Raw genomic sequence first — 20,777 nt, forward strand, 5'->3', positions numbered from 1 at the left:
GGGTTTTAATTATTTATTATTGTTTACTCAATAATTATTTTACTTCTTCGAAGTCTGCATCCTGTACATCATCAGCTCCGGCATTGTTACCTCCGGCATTTTGAGTTCCTGCATCAGCACCAGGCTGTTGACCTGCAGCGTACAATTCTTCTGAAGCGGCCATCCATGCTGCGTCTAAAGCTTCTGTTTTAACTTTTACATCATCTGCATTTTTAGCTTCGAAAGCTGTTTTCAATTCTCCGTGAGCGGCTTCAATTGCTGCTTTTTTGTCTGCTGATAATTTCTCACCAAACTCTTTCAATTGCTTTTCAGTCTGGAAGATCAATCCGTCAGCTTTGTTGAAGATCTCAACTTCTTCTTTTTTCTTAGCATCGGCAGAAGCATTTTCCTGAGCTTCTTTCTTCATTCTTTCGATTTCTTCGTCAGAAAGACCTGAAGATGCCTGAATTTTAATCGACTGCTCTTTACCGGTTCCTTTATCTTTAGCAGAAACGCTTAGGATACCGTTTGCATCGATATCGAATGTAACTTCAATTTGAGGAACTCCTCTTGGCGCTGGCGGAATATCTGTAAGGTCGAATCTACCGATCTCTTTGTTATCGTTGAACATTGGTCTCTCACCCTGTCCTACTCTGATGCTTACAGCCGGCTGGTTGTCAGAAGCTGTAGAGAATACCTCAGATTTTTTAGTTGGGATCGTCGTGTTTGCTTCAATTAATTTAGTGAAAACAGAACCCATTGTTTCGATACCTAAAGAAAGTGGCGTAACGTCTAATAGAAGAACGTCTTTTACATCACCTGTCAATACACCTCCCTGGATAGCAGCACCAATCGCTACAACTTCATCCGGGTTAACTCCTTTAGATGGTTTTTTACCGAAGAATTTTTCTACTTCTTCCTGAATGATCGGGATTCTTGTAGAACCACCTACCAGGATTACTTCGTCGATATCCGATGTAGATAAACCAGCATCTTTTAGCGCTTTAGCAACCGGCTCCATAGATCTTCTTACCAAATCTGCAGATAACTGCTCAAATTTAGCTTTCGTTAAGCTCTTAACCAAGTGCTTAGGACCTGTAGCCGTAGCGGTGATATATGGAAGGTTGATTTCCGTTTGAGGAGAAGAAGACAATTCGATTTTTGCTTTTTCAGCAGCTTCTTTCAATCTTTGTAATGCGATAGCATCAGATTTTAAGTCAACACCTTCTTCAGCTTTGAATTCATCAGCCATCCAGTTGATAATTACATCATCAAAGTCATCACCACCTAAGTGCGTATCACCGTTTGTAGACAATACTTCAAATACACCGTCTCCCAAATCAAGGATAGAGATATCGAAAGTACCACCCCCAAGGTCATACACAGCGATTTTCTGATCTTTATGGTTTTTATCAAGACCGTAAGCCAATGCAGCAGCAGTAGGCTCGTTGATGATTCTTTCTACTTTAAGACCTGCGATCTCACCCGCTTCTTTAGTAGCCTGTCTTTGTGCATCGTTAAAGTAAGCAGGAACAGTAATTACCGCTCTTGTCACTTCCTGGCCAAGATAATCTTCAGCGGTCTTCTTCATTTTTTGAAGTGTCATTGCTGAAATTTCCTGTGGCGTATATTCTCTGTCGTCGATTTTTACCTTTACCGTATCGTTTGGTCCGCTTACTACTTTATAAGGTACTCTTGAGATTTCAGAAGCGTCATCTTTAAAATGTGTTCCGATAAATCTTTTGATAGAGTAAACCGTTTTTGTAGGGTTAGTAACGGCCTGCCTTTTTGCAGGATCCCCCACTTTTCTTTCACCATCTTCTGTAAATGCTACAATAGAAGGAGTTGTTCTTTTTCCTTCTGCGTTAGGAATAACAACAGGGTCTTTTCCCTCCATTACAGCAACACAAGAGTTGGTTGTACCTAAGTCAATTCCGATTATTTTACTCATAATATTTTTATTTTTTCTAATTTTTAAGTTTAGTTTACATTTCTCTATTTCTCAATATTTATACCATTGGATATTTTGTGACAAATTGACACATACAAATGAAGCAGGAAGAAAAAACAGCCCTATGATCGTGTAATAAAGGCATTCGATATTGATAAATGGATGTCAGAAAATGGTAATGTCAATAAACAATGTCAAAGGATGTCACGTATTTATTATTGATAGAATGGTGGGATTTTTTTATGGATGCTGTTTATATTGTAGCAGATTTTTAATAACTTTAGTCACTTACAAAAAACAAATTTCAGCGCTCTGGTTCTTAAATTTAATTAAAGCTTAACGTTGAAAAGGCCCTTTAAAAAGAGCTGAATCATTATTTTTGATAAATTATAAACTAGCGAATGTCATTACATTTTAATCCGAGAGATATTACCTGGCTTGCCTTCAACGAAAGGGTGCTTCAGGAAGCAATGGACGAGAACGTCCCGTTACATTTAAGAATCCGGTTTTTAGGAATTTTTTCTAACAATCTGGATGAGTTTTTCAGGGTGCGTGTTGCCGGATTAAAGCGCGCGATGGATTTTAAGGAAAAAGTAATTGCCGAATCTTTTTACCAGCCTCCTTCAAAGATACTTCAGAAAATTAATGATATCGTGATCAGGCATCAGCAGAATTTCGATAAAACTTGGAGGAAAATTCAGGGCGAAATGGCTGATCATCATGTTTTTATTAAAACCTCAAAAAATTTAACGGCGCAGCAGAAAGATTTTGTGAGAAGATATTTTGATGAAGTGGTAGAATCTAATGTGATTCCTATTCTGCTTCACGAAAATACGCCAATGCCTTATATGAGAGACAAAAGTCTCTATCTGGGCGTGGCTATGAGAAAAAAAGACTGGCAGTATTCCAGCAATTATGCGATTATTGAAATTCCGTCGCGTTTTGTGGGAAGATTTGTATTACTTCCTACCGACGATCCACAGGAAAAGAATGTGATGCTTCTGGAAGATGTGATTACCTTCAATTTACCGCATATCTTTTCTTATTTCGGGTATGATGAGTTTTCCGCCAATGCTTTTAAAGTAACTAAAGATGCTGAACTGGATCTGGATAACGACATCCGAACGAATTTTGCAGAAAAGATAGAAAAAGGTTTAAAAAACCGAAGAAAAGGAAAGCCAACGCGTTTCGTTTTTGATAAAGATATGGATAAGGCCTTACTGGAAATGCTTATCCGGAAATTAAATTTAAGTAAAAAAGACAGCATTATTCCGGGAGGAAAAATTCATAATTTCAAACATTTCATGGATTTTCCGGATGTTTTTGAAAAATATGAAAAGCCCGCAGAAAGAACCTCTTTTACACATCCCGCTTTTGAAAATACAGAAAGGATAACAGATGTTATTTTAAAACAGGACGTACTTTTGTCATTTCCTTATCACAAATATAATCCCGTTATTGATCTTCTGCGTGAAGCAGCGATGGATCCGGATGTAAAGTCTATTCAGATCACGGCATATCGTCTTGCGAGCAGCTCAAAAATCATTAATGCATTGATCTATGCGGCGAGAAACGGTAAGGAAGTTACGGTAATGCTTGAGCTTCAGGCAAGATTCGATGAAGAATCCAATCTTGAATGGAAAGAAATGCTGGAACCGGAAGGAATCACGGTTTTAATAGGGCTTCCGAATAGGAAAGTGCATGCCAAGCTGTGTGTGATCAAGAAAAGATCTCACAATAAAACCATTCAATACGGATTTGTAAGCACCGGAAATTTTAATGAAAAAACGGCAAGAATTTACGGAGATCACTTGCTGATGACGGCAGATCGCGGAATAATGGCAGATATCAATAAGGTTTTCAGTGTTCTTAAAAAGCCGAAAGATGATTATTTGCCTGTATTGAAAACCTGCAAAAATCTTTTGGTTTGTCCGCAATTCATGCGTGAAAAAATTGTTTATCACATCGATAAAGAAATTGATGAAGCCAAAGCAGGAAGACATGCTGAAATGATTATTAAGGCAAATTCTGTAAGCGACAGATTACTGATTGAAAAATTATATGAAGCAGCCCAGGCCGGAGTTATCATCAGAATGATCGTGCGGGGAATTTACTGTGCGGTGAACCAGAAAGAATTTAAAGAAAAAATAAAAGCAATAAGTATTGTTGATGAATACCTTGAACATGCCAGAGTAATGTATTTCTACAACAAAGGAGCCGAAGATATGTACATCTCTTCCGCAGACTGGATGACAAGAAACCTGGATTACAGAATTGAAGCTGCCGCCAGAATCACCGATAAGAACCTGAAGAAAGAACTGAAAGATATTCTTGATATACAGTTGAAAGATAATGTAAAAGCTCGTATTTTAGACAAAAAATTGAGCAACGAGTATATTCATAATAATAAAGAAGAATGCCGTTCTCAGCTCGAAACCTATCGATATTTACATGCCAAAACGAACAAAAAATGAAGATTGCAGCCATAGATATAGGAAGTAATGCGGCCAGACTGCTGATTAATGAAGTAAAAATCAACAATAAACAACCGGAATTCATTAAGCTTAATCTGTTAAGAATCCCTCTACGATTGGGAATGGATGTTTTTACCCTTGGTAAAATCGGTGAAGAGCGGGAAAGAATGGTGATCGATTCTATGAAGATTTTCAGCGATCTGATGAAAATGTACAAAGTTGAGCATTACAGAGCGTGCGCAACAAGCGCTATGCGTGATGCTGCCAACGGTAAAGATATTATTGAGGAAGTAAAAAAAATATCAGGAATCGATATTGAGATTATTTCCGGAGATGAAGAAGCTTCCCTGGTTTTTGAAAATCATATAGCAGAAGCCCTTGATAAGGAATTTGCCTATCTGTATATCGATGTCGGTGGAGGTTCTACAGAGCTTACCTTTTATGAAAATGGCAAAATGCTTTATGAAAAATCTTTCAATATCGGAACGATCCGCCTGTTGAATAATCTGGTAACACCCGACAACTGGAAAGATATGAAGGAAGAAATCAGGAAAAATATCAACAGTAAAAAGCCGATCGTTGCCATTGGATCGGGGGGGAATATCAATAAAGTATTCTCAATGAGCAAGACCAAAGACGGTAGACCAATGTCATTGTCACACCTGAAGAAAGTTTACAAGGAATTTGATGATTTAACGGTTGATGAAAGAATGACGAAATACAACCTCCGTGAAGACAGGGCAGATGTTTTGGTTCATGCTCTGAAAATTTTCAACAACGTAATGTCGTGGTCGGAAATCAGCAGGATTTTTGTTCCGAAAATATCCGTTGCCGATGGATTGATTCATAACATTTACAGTAAACTGCACGATAAAAAGTAATTTTAATATATAAATTAATCTAAAAGCCGGTCAATTTGATCGGTTTTATTTTTAATTGTCATGACGAGCGCCTATCGAAATAAGTCAATTTTTAATAAAATTTCTAATTCTGTTAAACGGATTTCAGATGTAGTAACTATTGTTTTAATGGTGAAATGGTAAAAGGCAGACAAAACCCCTAGCCCCGATTGAGCGGCATGTCTGAGCTCATTTTTTGATTTAGTTGCGGCGGCTTCGCCGCCGCAACTAAATCAAAAAATAGCGAGTAGCGAAAGCGGGAAAAAGCTTCAAATAAAAAATATATATTGCTTTCGATGTAATCAAATTGCTCCAAAAAAATACAATTCTACGGAGTCAAAAAGCTTCAAAATAAACTTGAGGTTACTTAAAAAACTCAACACAGGTACACATTGATCTTTAACTAAAAACTTAAAATTTTTGCCGTATATAAAGTAAAAGCCGACTAAAAACGTCAGCAATAGAAAGCAAATAAAATGAATTCAATTAAAGTAATCCTGACCGGTGCTACGGGAATGGTAGGCGAAGGCGTTCTGATGGAATGCCTGGAGAATCCCAATGTTTCTGAAATTTTAAGTGTCAGCCGAAAATCATGTGAAATAAAGCACGCAAAACTGAAGGAATATATGGTTCCTGACTTTCTTGCAATTGATCTTAATGATGAAAACTTCAGAGGATACGACGCGGTCTTTTTCTGCGCCGGTATCAGCAGTATAGGAATGAACGAAGAAGAGTACACCAAAATTACTTATGATACTACTATTCATTTTGCCAAAGCCGTTCTCAGTAAAAACCCAGGTATGGTTTTTAATTATGTTTCCGGTGTGTATACCGACAAAACAGAAAGCGGAAAAATAATGTGGGCAAGAGTAAAAGGAAAGACGGAAAATGCCTTAAAGAAGTTGGGATTCCGGGATACATATAATTTCCGTCCCGGATTCATGAAACCTGTTGAGGGTCAGAAAAATGTAAAATGGTTTTTTAAACCTTTTATTTGGTTTTTTCCTGTTATATTACCATCAAAATCATTAACTTTACAGGGAGTGGGCAGAGCAATGATCAACGCGGTAAAAAAAGGATATCCCACCTCAACATTAGAAATCAAGGACATTAAAAATCTGGCGATATGAAAGAAATGTTAAAAAGAATTTTTCTGGTTGCTTTTATTTTATTGGTTCTGACTGCTATTTCAGGATTTTTCTACATGCAGAAACATCCCCTTGACGGCAGAAAAGCAACAGGGAAAAATCTGAATTTTTCCAATCAGCTGTCAAAATAGAAACAGTAGAAAAAATTAATATTTACTGAATTTCAAATCGTTTGTAGAGAAGTCTGATAACGATCCATAGTTTGCGGTTTCATTTCATCAGAGTAATAATAACCTATTTATTAATCATTTATTAAAATTACCTTAAAATATTTAAAAAGGATAAGTTTCATTTTTGCATAAATTTAATATCAGCAAAAATGATCAATCATTACTTTTTAAAAGGTTCTGTGATAGCCGCATTTTTCCTTCAGGGAGCGGTTTTCGGGCAGACATCACTTATCCACTACTGGAATTTTAACAACAATACATCAACTGCGGCCATTGCCACTCCAACATTAAGTCTAACCGGAGGATCAATGACTGCTGTCATCAACGGAACAACGGAAATAGATTTCGCAGGTGGTACAGGGCAAAACTTCAGCAATGAAAACCTCAATGCCAGAAATGGAGATGCTGCAGGAACTCATTTAAGATACAACTTCCCTATCAACGGAAATCTGCAGTTTAATCTTCCCACTACAGGTTATCAAAATGTTGTTGTAAAGTTTACGACAAGAAGATCAGGTTCAGGAGCAGGAACACAGACATGGTCTTATTCTACGGATGGAACCAATTTTCAAACATATCAGACCGTATCGCCGCAGGATGCCAATCCGCAATTGATTACATTGGATCTTTCCGGAGTAGCAGGTGTGGCGAACAATCCCAATTTCAAGCTTAAAGTTGAATTTTCCGCTACCGGAGGAGGAACGGGAGGAAATAACCGCTTTGACAATTTTACAGTAGATGCGACCACAATAAACGGAGCAGACACAACACCGCCAACTGTCACTTATCTTCCGTCAAATAATGCGAATAATGTTTTACCTACTATAAATCCTACCATTTCATTTAATGAAAATGTAAGATTAATCGACAATACTACGATCAGTGATTCAAATGCACAAGATCTTGTTGACTTCCGTTTGGGAAATGCTTCAGGAACTCAGATACCTTTCACCACTACTTTTTCAAATAATAAGATTACCATAATTCCAACAACAGTTTTAGTTTCCAATCAGACGTATTATCTGGCGCTAAAACCCAATACTGTTGAGGATACAAGTGACAATGCGGTAACAGCGGTAACAGCCACAACATTTACAACAGCAGGAGCATCCGTTTCTTTAGATAAAAATTTTATTAAAGTCGATGAAAACTCAGGAACTTTAGTATTTAAATTAAATATTACCAACCCTTCAAATGCTACCGTGAATCTTGTGGTAAAACCGGCTCCTTTCGGTACGGCGGGCAGTAATGATTTTACTTTAGCCAATCAAACCATTACGCTTACTCCTTCCACGACAAGTTATACCGTAAATATTCCCATCATCGATGATAATTTAGAAGAACAACAGGCAGAATATTTCGTTGTAAGCCTTGAAAATCCGGTGGGTGCAACTATTTCCGGAGATCCTAATGCTACCGTTTATATTATTGACAATGATAAGCCGGCGCCGGCTCCTTCCCATCAGATAGCATTAAATTATATCGGAAGCTTTGATCCGTCAGGAAATAACAACAGCTCTACGGAAATTGTAGTTCATGATCCTGCAACACAAAGGTTATTTACCATAAGCTCAATCACTGATGTTTTTGATATTATTAATTTCAGCAATCCAAACCTGCCATCGGTAATTAATACCATTAACATGGCTCCATATGGTGGTATTACCAGCATTGCCGTAAAGAACGGGATCATTGCTGCCGCGTCACCTAATGCCAATCCACAGCAGAATGGCTCCGTCGTTTTCTTTGACATTAACGGTAATTTCCTTAAACAGGTAACAGTAGGTGCATTACCAGATATGATCACTTTTTCTCCGGATGGTACAAAAGTAATGACCGCCAATGAAGGAGAGCCGAATGATGCCTACACGGTAGATCCGGAAGGAACAATAAGTATCATTGATATTTCCGGAGGAGTTGCCAACCTTACCCAAAGTAATGTAACAACACTTAATTTTAATGCCTTCGATTCACAGGGGGCAGCTTTAACAGCAACAGGTCTAAGAAAAGTAAGAACCAACAACACACTTTCCCAGGATCTTGAACCTGAATACATTACGATAAGTTCCGATAGCCAGAAAGCATGGGTGACACTTCAGGAAAATAATGCTGTGGCAGAAGTAAATCTAGCCACTAAAACGATTACAGGAATCTGGGGACTAGGTAAAAAAGACATGAGCATTCCCGGAAACGGCTTCGATGCTTCCGATAATAATAATGAAATTTTAATTGCCAACTGGCCGGTAAAAACTTATTACACTCCGGATGCGGTTCAGAATTACAAAGTAGGAAATACACATTATATTATAACGGCCAACGAGGGTGATGAAAAAGATCTTTCAGGATTCAGCGAAAGAACGACAGTGGGAGCCAATAATTACACACTGGATGCTTCATTATTCCCGCAGTCGTCTGTTTTAAAAGCTTCCTACAATCTTGGGAGATTCAGGGTTTCCAATGCTACCGGAAATACAGACAGCGATGGAGACTTTGAAGAAATAGCTGCACTAGGTGCCCGTTCTTTTTCAATTTTCAATGCAGATACTCAACAGATTGTTTATGACAGCGGCGACCAGTTTGAAAGATATATTGCCGCCAATCATCCGTTGATTTTTAATGCAGATAATGAATCCAATACGGTAAAGAGCAGAAGCCGCGCTAAAGGACCTGAGCCTGAAGGCGTTGCCTTGGGCAATATTAATGGACAGACGTATGCTTTCATCACCCTGGAAAGGACGGGAGGCGTAATGGTGTACAATATTTCAGATCCTAATAATCCTACATTTACGGACTATAAACATTCCCGTATGACATCAGCTTATGGCGGTGACAATGGTCCGGAAGGAATCATCTATATTGCTCCGGAAAATACGACCACCGGAAAAGGCTATGTGATCATTGCCAATGAAATCAGCGGAACATTATCGATGTACGAAGTTGGTGGTGCAGGTAATCTTGCAACAGGTGAAGTAAAATCTGAAAAAGCAACATTTAATGTATTCCCGAATCCGGTTACGAAAGGCAATACATTATACTTTAACAGAGTACAGGATTATGAATTGTATGATATGTCAGGAAAACTTATTATGAAAGAAAAGAATGCTCTAACGATTGATTCTTCCAAACTTTCTACAGGAGTTTATCTCATAAAAACATCAGAAGGACACATAAAAAGAGTGATTGTAAAATAGAATATATTATTAGTTGATTAAAATGAGTCCCGCTTGTCGGGGCTTTTCGTATAAGCTATTCCAAAGAAACTTTGTTTGGCTCAACGGTATTGAAGCAATAAAATAAAATGTTATAAAAAATCCGGCGGAAAAAATTCACCGGATTTATACTTTAATGCATATCATCATAAATTCTCACCAGATCCACCACATTTTTCACCTGCAGCTTTTCGAATATTTTCTTTTTGTATGTACTTATGGTAGACATTTTAAGATTCAGGATATTGGAAATTTCAATATTCCCGTTTCCCTGTGCCAGAAGTTTGAAAATCTCCAGTTCCCTTTTTGAAAGCCGCTCTACAGAATGGCTGTCTGTAGAATGGGTCACCAGCTTTTTCATCATATTGAGGGTGTAATAATATCCTTCTTCAAACATACTGGCTACAGCCGTAAGAATTTCGGCCTCTGAAGCCCCTTTACTGAGATATCCGGATGCGCCTTCTTCAATGTATTGTATCCCTACGTTTTCATCATAGGTAGAAAAAAACAGGATTTTGAGTTGCTTTTGCTTTTTCTTCAGATCTTTTACCATTGCTTTAAAGATACTGCCCGGTATATCGATATCAATTATCAACAGATCATACGTATTTTCGGAGACCATTTCTTTTGTTTCAGAATAGGTTTCTGCAAAATCTATATTACAAGGATATTGAAGTTTTGATTTTAGCACCAGAGCCGTACCTGTCCTTACAACATAATGACCGTCAGCAATGAGTATATTTTTCATAGAGTTAGTTTTTTAAATAAATTTCCCGGAAGAATGGAAAAAAGTTTGTCTCATTTTTTTTATATTTTCAATACAAGTTACAGACCAATTACACAGCATCATAATATACCTTTTTCCCTCTATTTAAGGACGTTTTAACACACAATTCTACTATCCCGGAATTTCCGGAATTCAAATAATTGAAATAATCTTTACCCAACTGTTAAAAATTATTAATCCTCTAAAGCGTATGAATAAAAAAGTATATTACAAGCACACATCCCCATATAGCACCGTAAATATTTTTTTACAAAAATAACACATATAATATTCACAACGGAGTAGAATTATTACTATAAAATTTTCATAATTATCTTTAACATTTCTTAAATACAGACATTTACAATAATTTTCACTCTCCTAAACCCTTAAAAATTATTAAAAGCCAATAACTAAGGTTCAAATCCCATCCTTTGAAATAACATGTTTCTAAACTCGTGAAAAAAATTAATTATTTTTCCGATAGATATTATATTGTTTACTGATTAATATCAGTTTTTTTTTTTGAATTTAGAAAAAAAAGACAGACCCGGCCGGATCTGTCCTAAGAATATATTTTTAAATTCTTACTCTACGCTTATTACTTTTTCAATTTCCGGAGCATGTTGCTTAATGGTATTTTCAACGCCAAGCTTCAGGGTTGAAAAATTTAATGAACATCCGGAACAGTTGCCTAAAAGCTTTACATAAACCAGGTTATCCTTCACATCAATAAGCTCAATATCGCCGCCGTCCTTATTAAGAAACGGGCGGATGCTTTCCAGAGCTTCCAATACCCTTGTTACTGTATCTTCGTGTGTTATATTTGTTTCCATATTTTTTTCAGTTCAATTCGGTTTTCAATGATGAAATTATTTCGCTTTTGGTGAACAGCCTGCCATTGTAGTAATCTTAACGGCTTCTGTAGGAGGAAGGTTTTTATTTCTTTCTACAAGACTCTCCACCATATTTCTGGCTGTTTCCGTATAGATCTCTGCAATTTTGGAGTTTTCCTGCAATGCCGCCGGTCTGCCGACATCTCCCGCCTCCCTGATGCTCTGGATAAGAGGAATTTCTCCCAACACAGGTATTCCCAGATCTTCAGCCATATACTGTGCTCCCTGCTTACCAAAGATATAATATTTATTTTCAGGCAATTCTTCCGGGGTAAAATACGCCATATTTTCGATTAAACCAAGAACAGGAATATTAATACTTTCCATCTGGAACATGGCAATACCTTTTCTTACATCCGCCAGAGCAACATGCTGAGGGGTACTTACGATCACAGCGCCCGTCACCGGAACTTCCTGAATGATCGAAAGGTGAATATCACCCGTTCCCGGAGGAAGATCAATCAACAAGAAATCTAATTCTCCCCAGGCGGCATCTCTGATCATCTGATTTAATGCTTTGGAAGCCATCGGCCCTCTCCATACAACCGCCTGATTGGCTCCTGAAAAATACCCGATGGAAAGCATTTTCACTCCGTAATTCTCAATCGGTTTCATAAGATTTTTACCGTCAATTTCTACAGATATAGGTTTTTGACCTTCTGTATCGAACATCGTCGGAACCGAAGGTCCGTAGATATCGGCATCTAATAAACCTACCTTAAAGCCCATTTTTGCTAAAGTAACCGCCATATTTGCAGAAACCGTAGACTTGCCCACTCCTCCTTTTCCGGAAGCGATGACTATAATATTTTGAATTCCGGGAATTTGTTTTCCTTTGATCTGACTTTGCTGAATTTCGGTCGGTTCCGGAGAAACGATTTTCAATTTCAAATGAACCTCCTCTCCAAACTCGCTGGCAAAAGCCTGCTTCATGGCTGCCTCCAGTTTTTTCTTTTCGTGCATGGCAGGCGAATGAGCGGTCATATCAATATAAACGTCATTGCCCATGATCTGAAGATTGTTCACCAAATCATCAACTTCTATCTCTTTAAGGAAATCCTGAACCTTTTCTTTCGTCAACATAAAACTAATAAAATTGTTTACAAATTTACGAAAAATTAACCTATTTAGAATAAGTGAAGAGACTGATAGATATTTTCTTTTGCATAAGCTAATTTTATAGTATTTTAGGGAAATTTTAATTTATATCTAATGAAAAGAATATTAATCGTTCTTTTAGGAATTATTTTTCATAATGCATTTTCACAAAATTATTCGCAATATGTAAATCCGTTTATAGGAACAGGCGGTCACGGACACACCTTTCCGGGGGCTATTGTTCCTTTTGGAATGGTACAGCTTTCACCCGATACCAGGATCGACGGAAGCTGGGATGGCTGTAGTGGCTATCATTATTCAGATTCGGTGATCTACGGATTTTCACATACACACCTCAACGGTACGGGAGTTTCTGATTACGGCGATATCATGCTGATGCCTACGATGGGAAAGCCCGGTGTTACCCCAAAAGAATATTCATCGAAATTTTCTCATAAAAACGAAAAAGCTTCCGCCGGATTTTATTCGGTAAAATTAGATAAACATAATATTGATGTACGGCTCACAACGACAAAAAGGGTTGGTTATCATGAATATACTTTCAATAATGCAGGAAATGCCAATATTATTTTAGACTTAAATCACAGGGATAAATTATTAGAAGGTGAAGTTAAAATAATCGATGACAAAACCATCGAAGTTTTCCGCAGAAGTGAAGCATGGGCGACCAACCAGTACATTTATGCCAGAATTGAATTTTCAAAACCAATGAAAATTTTAAAAACAAAAAGGGCTGGAAAAAGTACAGATGCCCATGACGTAACCTTTAATGGAAATGAAATAGCTTTAGCTTTTTCAGCTAACGTTAGAAAAGGTGAAAAAATCAGTGTTAAAGTGGCAATTTCACCCACAGGCTATGAAGGAGCAGGAAAGAATATGCTGGCGGAAGGAAAATCAAATGATTTCGAATCAATCAGAAAGCAAGCTGCTGCAGATTGGAATAAAGAACTGTCAAAAATTGAAGTGAAATCTTCCGATAAAGATAAGCTGACGGTTTTCTACACCGCGATGTATCATGTTTTCACGCAGCCCAACATCAATATGGATGTTGACGGAAAATACAGAGGCCGCGACAACAAATTCTATATGGCAAACGGTTTTGATTATTATTCGGTATTCTCGCTTTGGGACACCTTCAGAGCAGCGCATCCTTTGATGACGTTGATCGACAGAAAAAGAACGGCAGATTTTATCAATACATTTATCAAACAATACGAACAGGGCGGCAAACTTCCGGTGTGGGAACTGGCTTCCAACGAAACGGAGTGTATGATCGGATATCACGCGGTTTCTGTGATTGCAGATGCGATGGCGAAAGGAATTACAGGATTTGATTACGAAAAGGCATTTGAAGCTTCTAAACATTCTGCGATGTTGGATATTTTTGGATTAAATGCTTACAAGCAAAACAATTTTATCAGCATTGATGATGAGCATGAAAGTGTTTCCAAAACCGTGGAATATGCTTATGACGACTGGTGTATTGCCCAGATGGCTAAAATTTTAGGCAAAAAAGAAGATTACCAATATTTCATGAAACGCTCACAGAACTGGAAAAACCTTTACAATCCTAAAAACGGATTTATGCAGCCGAGAAAAAACGGTAACTGGTATGAGCCGTTTGATCCAAGAGAAGTGAACAATAATTATACGGAAGGAAACTCATGGCATTACTCCTATTCTGTTCAACAGGATATTCAAGGCCTTATTGCAGCGCATGGCGGAAAAGAGAAATTTGAACAATTTATTGATGGTATTTTCGCTGCGCCGGACAAAACAACGGGTCGTGAACAAGTTGATATTACAGGCCTGATCGGGCAATATGCACAGGGAAATGAGCCTAGCCACCACATTGCGTATTTGTATAATTATGTTGACAAACCTGAAAAAACAGATGCTAAAATAAAATTCATTCTCGATAATTATTACAAAAATGCTCCGGACGGCCTTATCGGAAATGAAGATTGCGGTCAGATGAGCGCGTGGTACATTCTCAGTTCCATGGGAATCTACTCTGTAACTCCCGGAATGCCGGAATGGCAAACTACGAAGCCTTATTTTGATGAAATTAAAATTCATCTGGAAGACGGAACGACACGTACAATCACTAAAAATACAAGCAGAAACGAGCTTAAAAAACTTGGGTTTGAAAACGTAAAATCCTTTAAAGATTTTAAATATGATGAATTAACAGCTTCTCCCGTTATTGCAGCAGCAAGGATTTTTGACCTGAATACCAAAGTGGAAATCACGGCATTAAATCCTGAAGATAAAATTTATTATATGACTCTCGATGAAGGAGATGCCAATGTGAGAAAAATGTTTACGGCCTATAAAGGACCGTTCACGATCACAAAAACAACGCACGTCTCAGCGTATGCCGAAAGAAATGGTGAAAAAAGCTCGATTGTAAGGGCAAACTCCAACAGGAGACCCAATAATTGGGACATCACAGTAAACTCCACTCCTACGGCACAATATACAGCCAGCGGAAAACTATCTTTAATCGACGGCATCAATGGTGATACCAACTGGCGAAAAGGCGAATGGCTGGGCTATCAGGGGCAGACTTTTGAAGCGATTATTGACATGAAATCTCCACAACAGTTTACTCAACTTTCATCAACTTATCTTCAGGACAGCAGAGCCTGGATCTTAATGCCTAAAAAAGTGGAATATTACGTTTCAAACAACGGGAAAGATTATATTTTGGTGAAAACCGTAGAAAATACAATTGATCCGAAAGATGAAACCATTCAGGTAAAAGATTTTTCAGCTGAGGTTTTACCGACACAAGCCAGATATGTAAAAGTAAAAGCTTATCATTTCGGTAAACTGCCGGAATGGCACCAAGGCGCCGGCGGAGACGCATATATTTTTATTGATGAAATTTCTGTTAAATAAAAAGATTAATCATGAAGGGAATTTGCGCATTATATGATATTGAAACCGACTTACAGGACAGTCATATTTTTCCGAAGTTTATTATAAAATACACAAAAAAGACAGGCTCAAAATATTTAAGAAAATTAGTAAATCCTAATGTTAGGATACAAGATGGTATAAAAAAACATTTACTTGGTAAAGATGCAGAGCAAGAATTTTCCAAAAGAGAAAAATGGTTTGCTGAAAATATTTTTGTTCCTTATTTGGCTACAAAAAAATCTCTCCCATATAATGAAAACTTATACTATTTTGTAATTTCTTTTTTATGGAGAGCATTAGTTTTAGAGTTAAAAATAACTAAAAATATAAATGACAAATGGTATTACAACATCCTTATTGAAGCTGAGAAAGAATGGAAATGTTTTTTAGTAAATAATAAAACTCCAGAAAATTTCAATCAGATTTGTATTTGGTTTACGGATAGAGTTGTTTCTAATACAACAGGACTTAAAGGAATCGATTTTTATTTAACTCGAGTTTTAGATGCAACAATTGTTGATAATGAGTCTCAAACATGTCTTTTAGTTTATGGAAAATTTAATAAGTTCATATTTTGGGCTGTCTTAAAAAATTATGGCGATGAAAATAAGCTAGATGATGTTAAAATTAGCCCTAATGGAGGAATCTTTAATATTCCTCAAACTTTAGACTATTTTCCAATCATATCTTTTTTGCAAAACAGAATAAAGCAAGTCAGTGAAATGGGAGCAGTTAGTTTAGGACAGCAAAAGATTATAGAAGCTGAAATTTCAAAAGATCCAGAAGCTTTTTGGAAATCAGATGTCGGACAATCTTTGTTCAATGATAAATATAATTTAGATTAATCATAAATTCCCCTCCGAAAAGTTCGGAGGGGAATTTTAAAAAAAACAATTTGATATGACTTTATTTACCTGACTTTATCTATATTAAATCTGTTTAAACTAAAATTAAAATTTAACCGCAAAAGGAACCAAAAGACAAGTTTAAAAAGGTTTATTAGCTAATCAAAGCTTTCAAAAGAACAAAAATCAAAGATTTTTAAAAACTATTGTTATCTTTTTCTTTTATAAAGATTGCTTAAGATATAAATTCTAATCTTTTGGGACTTTTGCGGTTAAATAAAAAATTTTAAACAAGCGTATTATTTAATCGATATACTTTTTCTTAAACCATGTATCAAGAATATTCATACTGATGTTGAGCATATGATAATTTTCTTTGATGGATACATTTTTCTGCATTCCGTGAATTCCGTAGCCGTAACCAACATTGAGATTAACCTTATTTAACGGAATTCCCAAACCTACGGTAGCCTCCAGTTTGTCAATTCCTACATTACTAATTTTGTAATAACCGGTATCGTAATTCAGTCCAAAACGGTATGTAAATGCTTCCGAAAGTGTTTCAAACCTTTTTTTCGCAGGAAGAATTTCAAAGCCTAACCCGTAAACATATTGCCTGTAATACTTTTCGGAAGTTTCTGTATTTTTCACTTTATCCCAGTTGCTCTGTGTGAAATCGAAAGTCATTCTGTATCTTTCCTTTGCTAAAATGGAAAAACCAGCTCCCATCTCCAGAGGAAGAGATGAATTTTTTGAAGAAAGATTTGAGGTCAGCGTATTGGTGTAATCCTGATTCTGCGTGTAAGAAACTTCCCTTTTGGAAACCAGCTTGCTTCCGAAATTTACAATTCCTCCCAAAGTAAGCTGAAAATTATCTGTGAAATTTTTCTTATACTGTGTTCCTAAATTATAACTAAAACCCGTATAGCGTACACTTCGGCTGATTTCTACTTCAGATGTTGTAGAAATAGTTTCTTTTCGCACAATAGTCCCGAAATTATTTTTCACTTTACCTCCAAAACTCCAGTTGTCATTGAGTTTGTAAGCTAAGCTTATTCCCCAGTTTGAAAGCCCTCCGCTCCCTTCATAAGTGACAGGATACTCCACGGCCGTTCCTTCAATCGGAATGGTAGATGAAATTTTATAATCGGAAGAAGTGGCAGGCTGCATACTTATGCCGATAAATGTTTTTTTTGAAACCCGCAAAGCCGCGCTGAAATTTGTAAAATTGGAATTCAGCCTGTTGTCCGATCCCAAATTGCTGGAAATTGTATTGTATTTTACAATTCCGCTTACATTGAAAACAACATTTCTTGTAGTAATACCTGTCATTGAAGCGGGATTTTTGGAATTGATATAATCGGGCGCTTCCAGGGCAATCCCTGTATTTCCCAACGAAATATTCCGGGCATCATCAACGTTATTGAACCCTCCTATTCCAAAGTAAGAATAAGGCGATGCGTTCTGAGCGTACAATCCTGATGTAAAAACGCACGAGAACAGTGCACATATTGTTATTTTATTTTTATTCATAAATAGTATTCTGCATTAATATCCCAATATATACACCTTTAGCTTCGCCGGATTTGTATTATTTTTAGTATCCCCGAAAACCGCTTTCCCACAAAGGACATCCGCATAAGACGAAGGATAAATAAGCGTATTATGATTGGAGTTTGTGGTTTCCGTCAAAATACTGTTTACATAGGTTGTCATGGAAAAATTGTAGGCATGTTCGTTTTGAAACTCACTGCTTTCTGATAAACTCGTGGTGATTTCGGTACTTCCGTCGGAAGTGTAGTTGCTAACAAGATGATTCAATTTGTCCCCAACGTAATAGTAAAGCGGGCTTGGATTATAAAAATTATCGGAATAATATCCCGCAACCGGGCTTAATGAAAGTGTAGCATCAATAATTTTATAATTTTCATATAAATTTTTTAATGATTTCAAATATGGGATTTCCACTTTAGTATAAACCCCGATGCCTGCCATAAGATAGGTTTTATTTCCAAGGCTTGCTGACGGAATAGAATTTTGGGGCGTAAGATTTTCCAATTCGGATCCTGTAAAGTCACTTGAAATTTTATTGTATTGAAAAGTTGGGCTTGGGCTTAAATCTAATGTATATTTCACAAGTTCGGTTCCGTTTTGAGAGGTCGTGTGATAATACATCCTTACCATATTAGAGACCTTCTCTTTAGTATTTTTATTGATCTGAACCAGGTAAGAAGAATTGATCCCGAAACGCAGCATCGCATTATTTTCTGAAGAAGGTACAAGCGCTAAACCTTTATAAAAGTTCAGAAAATATTCCTGATTGGTAACATCGCTGTTTTTTAAGGTGTTAAAAAGTGTCTGCCCATAAGACTGATCGAGTTTAATTTTCACATAGCTGCTGTCTGTATTGGGTCTTGGATAAAATTCTGCATTTCCGATGGAATTCGAAGAATAATTAAAAGTACTTTTATTATAAAGGTATCCGTTGTCAAGTTTTATCCTGTCTGTTAAAGGATGAACAGCCAGTTTAAAGGTTTTCAGGGTATCTCCGTAATAGAAATCTGTGTTGGTAAGATACATGACCAGAGAATCAAAAACTGCAGTGGAAGGTGACGACAGGCTGTAATTTGAAGGTGTCAGTTCAAAAAGAGAAGAAGAACTCACTTTTCCGAAGGTCTGGTCATGTATATTTCCGATCATCATCACTCTTTTTCCGGAGGTTATTGTAGAATCCATCATAATGGTAGACATTTTCACCGTGAGTGTATCGATCATTACGATTTTCGACTCTGCATCCATCCAGGAGCTTCCGACTTCATACGTATTACTTTCATCTTCACAGGAAAATAAAAACATCAATGAAATACATAATAACAAGTATTTATACATCTTTTTTCCGCAAACATAAAATGAAGATACAATGAACAAAAATTTATTCTTCCTTTTACTATTAGTTGTAGACAACAGCAAGGTTTAATCAGATATCTGATTATTTTTTTAAACATCCCCCATCCGTCAACAAAACTGCCGCATCTGACTATAAATAATAGCCATCCGTCTAAAAAATTTTCAGAATACATCAGAATGAAATTCATTTGCACAAAAAAGAATGAATAATGAATGGTAAACTTTCAATCTTAGCTCTTACTCTTGTAGGAACATTTTTAGCAGTAAGCTGTAGCAATGATGATGATGATGAACTGATAGGAAACTGGGTAAGGGTTTCGGATCTGGACGGTAAGCCGCGATCCAATGCTTCCGCATTTGTTGTAAGCGGAAAAGGATACATCACCGGCGGCTATGACGGAGAGGATTATTACAATGACCTGTGGAGCTATGACCCCAATGCGAACTCCTGGACCCAGAAAGCCGATTTCCCGGGATCAAAAAGAAGTTCTGCCGTTGGTTTCGCCACCAATTCCTACGGATATGTAGGGACAGGATATGATGGATTAAACAAATTAAAAGATTTTTACAAATACGATCCTATCAACAACTCCTGGACACAAATTGATGATTTTCCGGGAACCGGAAGATATGCAGCCTTAGCCTTCGGAATTGATAATAAAGGATATGTAGGAACAGGATACGACGGAAGCGAACTGAAAGATTTCTATAAATATGAAGAACTTACCTCATCATGGAGTCCCATCAACAGTCTGGGAGGTTCTAAAAGAAGAGACGGAGCTGCCTTCGTGATCAACAATATTGCATATGTGGGATTCGGAAGCAATAACGGAAGCCTTGTATCAGATTTCTGGGCATTTGATCCCGGCTCTGAAACATGGACCAGAAAAGTAGACACCAGCAATGATGATGACACGCAAAACCGTACATCTACAGCCGCTTTTTCAGCAAATGGACTAGGATATGTTGCCACAGGCTCTACAAGCGGAGTCGGAAATACAACCTGGGAATATGATCCTTCTGCCAATGACTGGACTCAGCGAACATCTTTTGAAGGGGCATCCAGAGAAAGTGCCTGCGCATTTTCAATCGGAAACTACGGCTATGTCCTTACCGGAAACAGTGGTTCGTCTTATTTTGATGACATCTGGGTATTTCATCCTAACGAAAGTGAAAATGATGATGACTAAAACGTTCTCCGGAATATTCTTTTCATCAGTAATCTTACTCGTGAGCTGTGAGAAAAAAAATAATACCTTTGACGTAAAGATTACAAAACAGGAGTCAGGATACGGATACCAAATATTGAAGGAAAAGAAAGTCTTTATTAACCAGCCTTTTATTCCTGCAATACAGGGAGAAAAAACATTTAAAAACGAAGCAGATGCACAGAAAACCGCCCTGCTTGTTGTAAAAAAAATAGGAAAACAAACACTCCCAAGAATTTCTATACATGAACTGGATTCTATGAAGATAGCGTATTAGATGC

The 20,777-nt window shown here is 37.2% G+C and carries 15 protein-coding genes; 9 read left to right on the forward strand and 6 right to left on the reverse strand.

The window, feature by feature from the left end; all coding sequences use genetic code 11:
* Positions 1 to 34: 34 nt before the first annotated feature.
* On the reverse strand, positions 35 to 1,930 hold the full coding sequence (dnaK, locus tag ACWNCI_RS10450) for a molecular chaperone DnaK (RefSeq protein ID WP_449388261.1): 1,896 nt from the start codon (positions 1,928 to 1,930) through the stop codon (positions 35 to 37).
* 401 nt (positions 1,931 to 2,331) lie between these two features.
* Between dnaK and ppk1 the strand changes: the two genes are divergently transcribed.
* From ppk1 to ACWNCI_RS10475, 5 genes are all read left to right on the forward strand, one after another.
* Positions 2,332 to 4,404 carry a polyphosphate kinase 1 gene (gene ppk1 / locus ACWNCI_RS10455; RefSeq protein ID WP_346984372.1) on the forward strand — a complete coding sequence of 691 codons (2,073 nt, stop codon included), beginning with the start codon at positions 2,332 to 2,334 and terminating at the stop codon, positions 4,402 to 4,404.
* On the forward strand, positions 4,401 to 5,285 hold the full coding sequence (locus ACWNCI_RS10460; RefSeq protein WP_449388262.1) for a Ppx/GppA phosphatase family protein: 885 nt from the start codon (positions 4,401 to 4,403) through the stop codon (positions 5,283 to 5,285). Before ppk1 ends, ACWNCI_RS10460 begins: the two co-directional genes overlap by 4 nt.
* A 494-nt stretch (positions 5,286 to 5,779) precedes the next feature.
* Positions 5,780 to 6,433, forward strand: a complete 654-nt coding sequence (locus tag ACWNCI_RS10465; protein WP_449388263.1) for an NAD-dependent epimerase/dehydratase family protein — start codon at positions 5,780 to 5,782, stop codon at positions 6,431 to 6,433.
* Positions 6,430 to 6,582: a hypothetical protein gene (locus tag ACWNCI_RS10470; RefSeq protein WP_346984369.1), complete on the forward strand. Its 153-nt coding sequence runs from the start codon at positions 6,430 to 6,432 to the stop codon at positions 6,580 to 6,582. Before ACWNCI_RS10465 ends, ACWNCI_RS10470 begins: the two co-directional genes overlap by 4 nt.
* A gap of 188 nt (positions 6,583 to 6,770) precedes the next feature.
* Entirely contained in the window at positions 6,771 to 9,812 is a 3,042-nt protein-coding gene (locus tag ACWNCI_RS10475) for a choice-of-anchor I family protein (protein WP_449388264.1), read from the forward strand.
* Between the two features lie 151 nt (positions 9,813 to 9,963).
* Here ACWNCI_RS10475 and ACWNCI_RS10480 read toward each other — a convergent pair whose 3' ends face one another.
* From ACWNCI_RS10480 to ACWNCI_RS10490, 3 genes are all read right to left on the reverse strand, one after another.
* A complete protein-coding gene (locus ACWNCI_RS10480) occupies positions 9,964 to 10,578 on the reverse strand; it encodes a response regulator transcription factor (protein WP_346984367.1) in 615 nt (204 codons plus the stop codon).
* Between the two features lie 605 nt (positions 10,579 to 11,183).
* On the reverse strand, positions 11,184 to 11,432 hold the full coding sequence (locus ACWNCI_RS10485) for a NifU family protein (protein WP_066439129.1): 249 nt from the start codon (positions 11,430 to 11,432) through the stop codon (positions 11,184 to 11,186).
* A gap of 36 nt (positions 11,433 to 11,468) precedes the next feature.
* Positions 11,469 to 12,575, reverse strand: coding sequence for an Mrp/NBP35 family ATP-binding protein (locus ACWNCI_RS10490; protein ID WP_449388265.1), 1,107 nt, complete (start codon positions 12,573 to 12,575; stop codon positions 11,469 to 11,471).
* Between the two features lie 129 nt (positions 12,576 to 12,704).
* Between ACWNCI_RS10490 and ACWNCI_RS10495 the strand changes: the two genes are divergently transcribed.
* Entirely contained in the window at positions 12,705 to 15,515 is a 2,811-nt protein-coding gene (locus ACWNCI_RS10495; RefSeq protein ID WP_449388266.1) for a GH92 family glycosyl hydrolase, read from the forward strand.
* 11 nt (positions 15,516 to 15,526) lie between these two features.
* A complete protein-coding gene (locus ACWNCI_RS10500) occupies positions 15,527 to 16,381 on the forward strand; it encodes a hypothetical protein (protein WP_449388267.1) in 855 nt (284 codons plus the stop codon).
* 303 nt (positions 16,382 to 16,684) lie between these two features.
* Here ACWNCI_RS10500 and ACWNCI_RS10505 read toward each other — a convergent pair whose 3' ends face one another.
* On the reverse strand, positions 16,685 to 17,914 hold the full coding sequence (locus tag ACWNCI_RS10505; protein ID WP_449388268.1) for an OmpP1/FadL family transporter: 1,230 nt from the start codon (positions 17,912 to 17,914) through the stop codon (positions 16,685 to 16,687).
* Between the two features lie 15 nt (positions 17,915 to 17,929).
* Entirely contained in the window at positions 17,930 to 19,270 is a 1,341-nt protein-coding gene (locus ACWNCI_RS10510) for a DUF4270 family protein (RefSeq protein WP_449388269.1), read from the reverse strand.
* 227 nt (positions 19,271 to 19,497) lie between these two features.
* On the opposite strand from ACWNCI_RS10510, the gene ACWNCI_RS10515 reads away from it, so the two are divergent.
* Positions 19,498 to 20,478, forward strand: a complete 981-nt coding sequence (locus ACWNCI_RS10515; RefSeq protein WP_346984362.1) for a Kelch repeat-containing protein — start codon at positions 19,498 to 19,500, stop codon at positions 20,476 to 20,478.
* Positions 20,465 to 20,773 (forward strand): DUF4907 domain-containing protein, encoded by a 309-nt coding sequence (locus tag ACWNCI_RS10520; RefSeq protein WP_346984361.1) that lies wholly within the window; start codon positions 20,465 to 20,467, stop codon positions 20,771 to 20,773. The genes ACWNCI_RS10515 and ACWNCI_RS10520 overlap by 14 nt, the downstream gene beginning before the upstream one ends.
* Positions 20,774 to 20,777: the final 4 nt, after the last annotated feature.

The sequence above is a fragment of the Chryseobacterium lineare genome, from assembly GCF_977014045.1.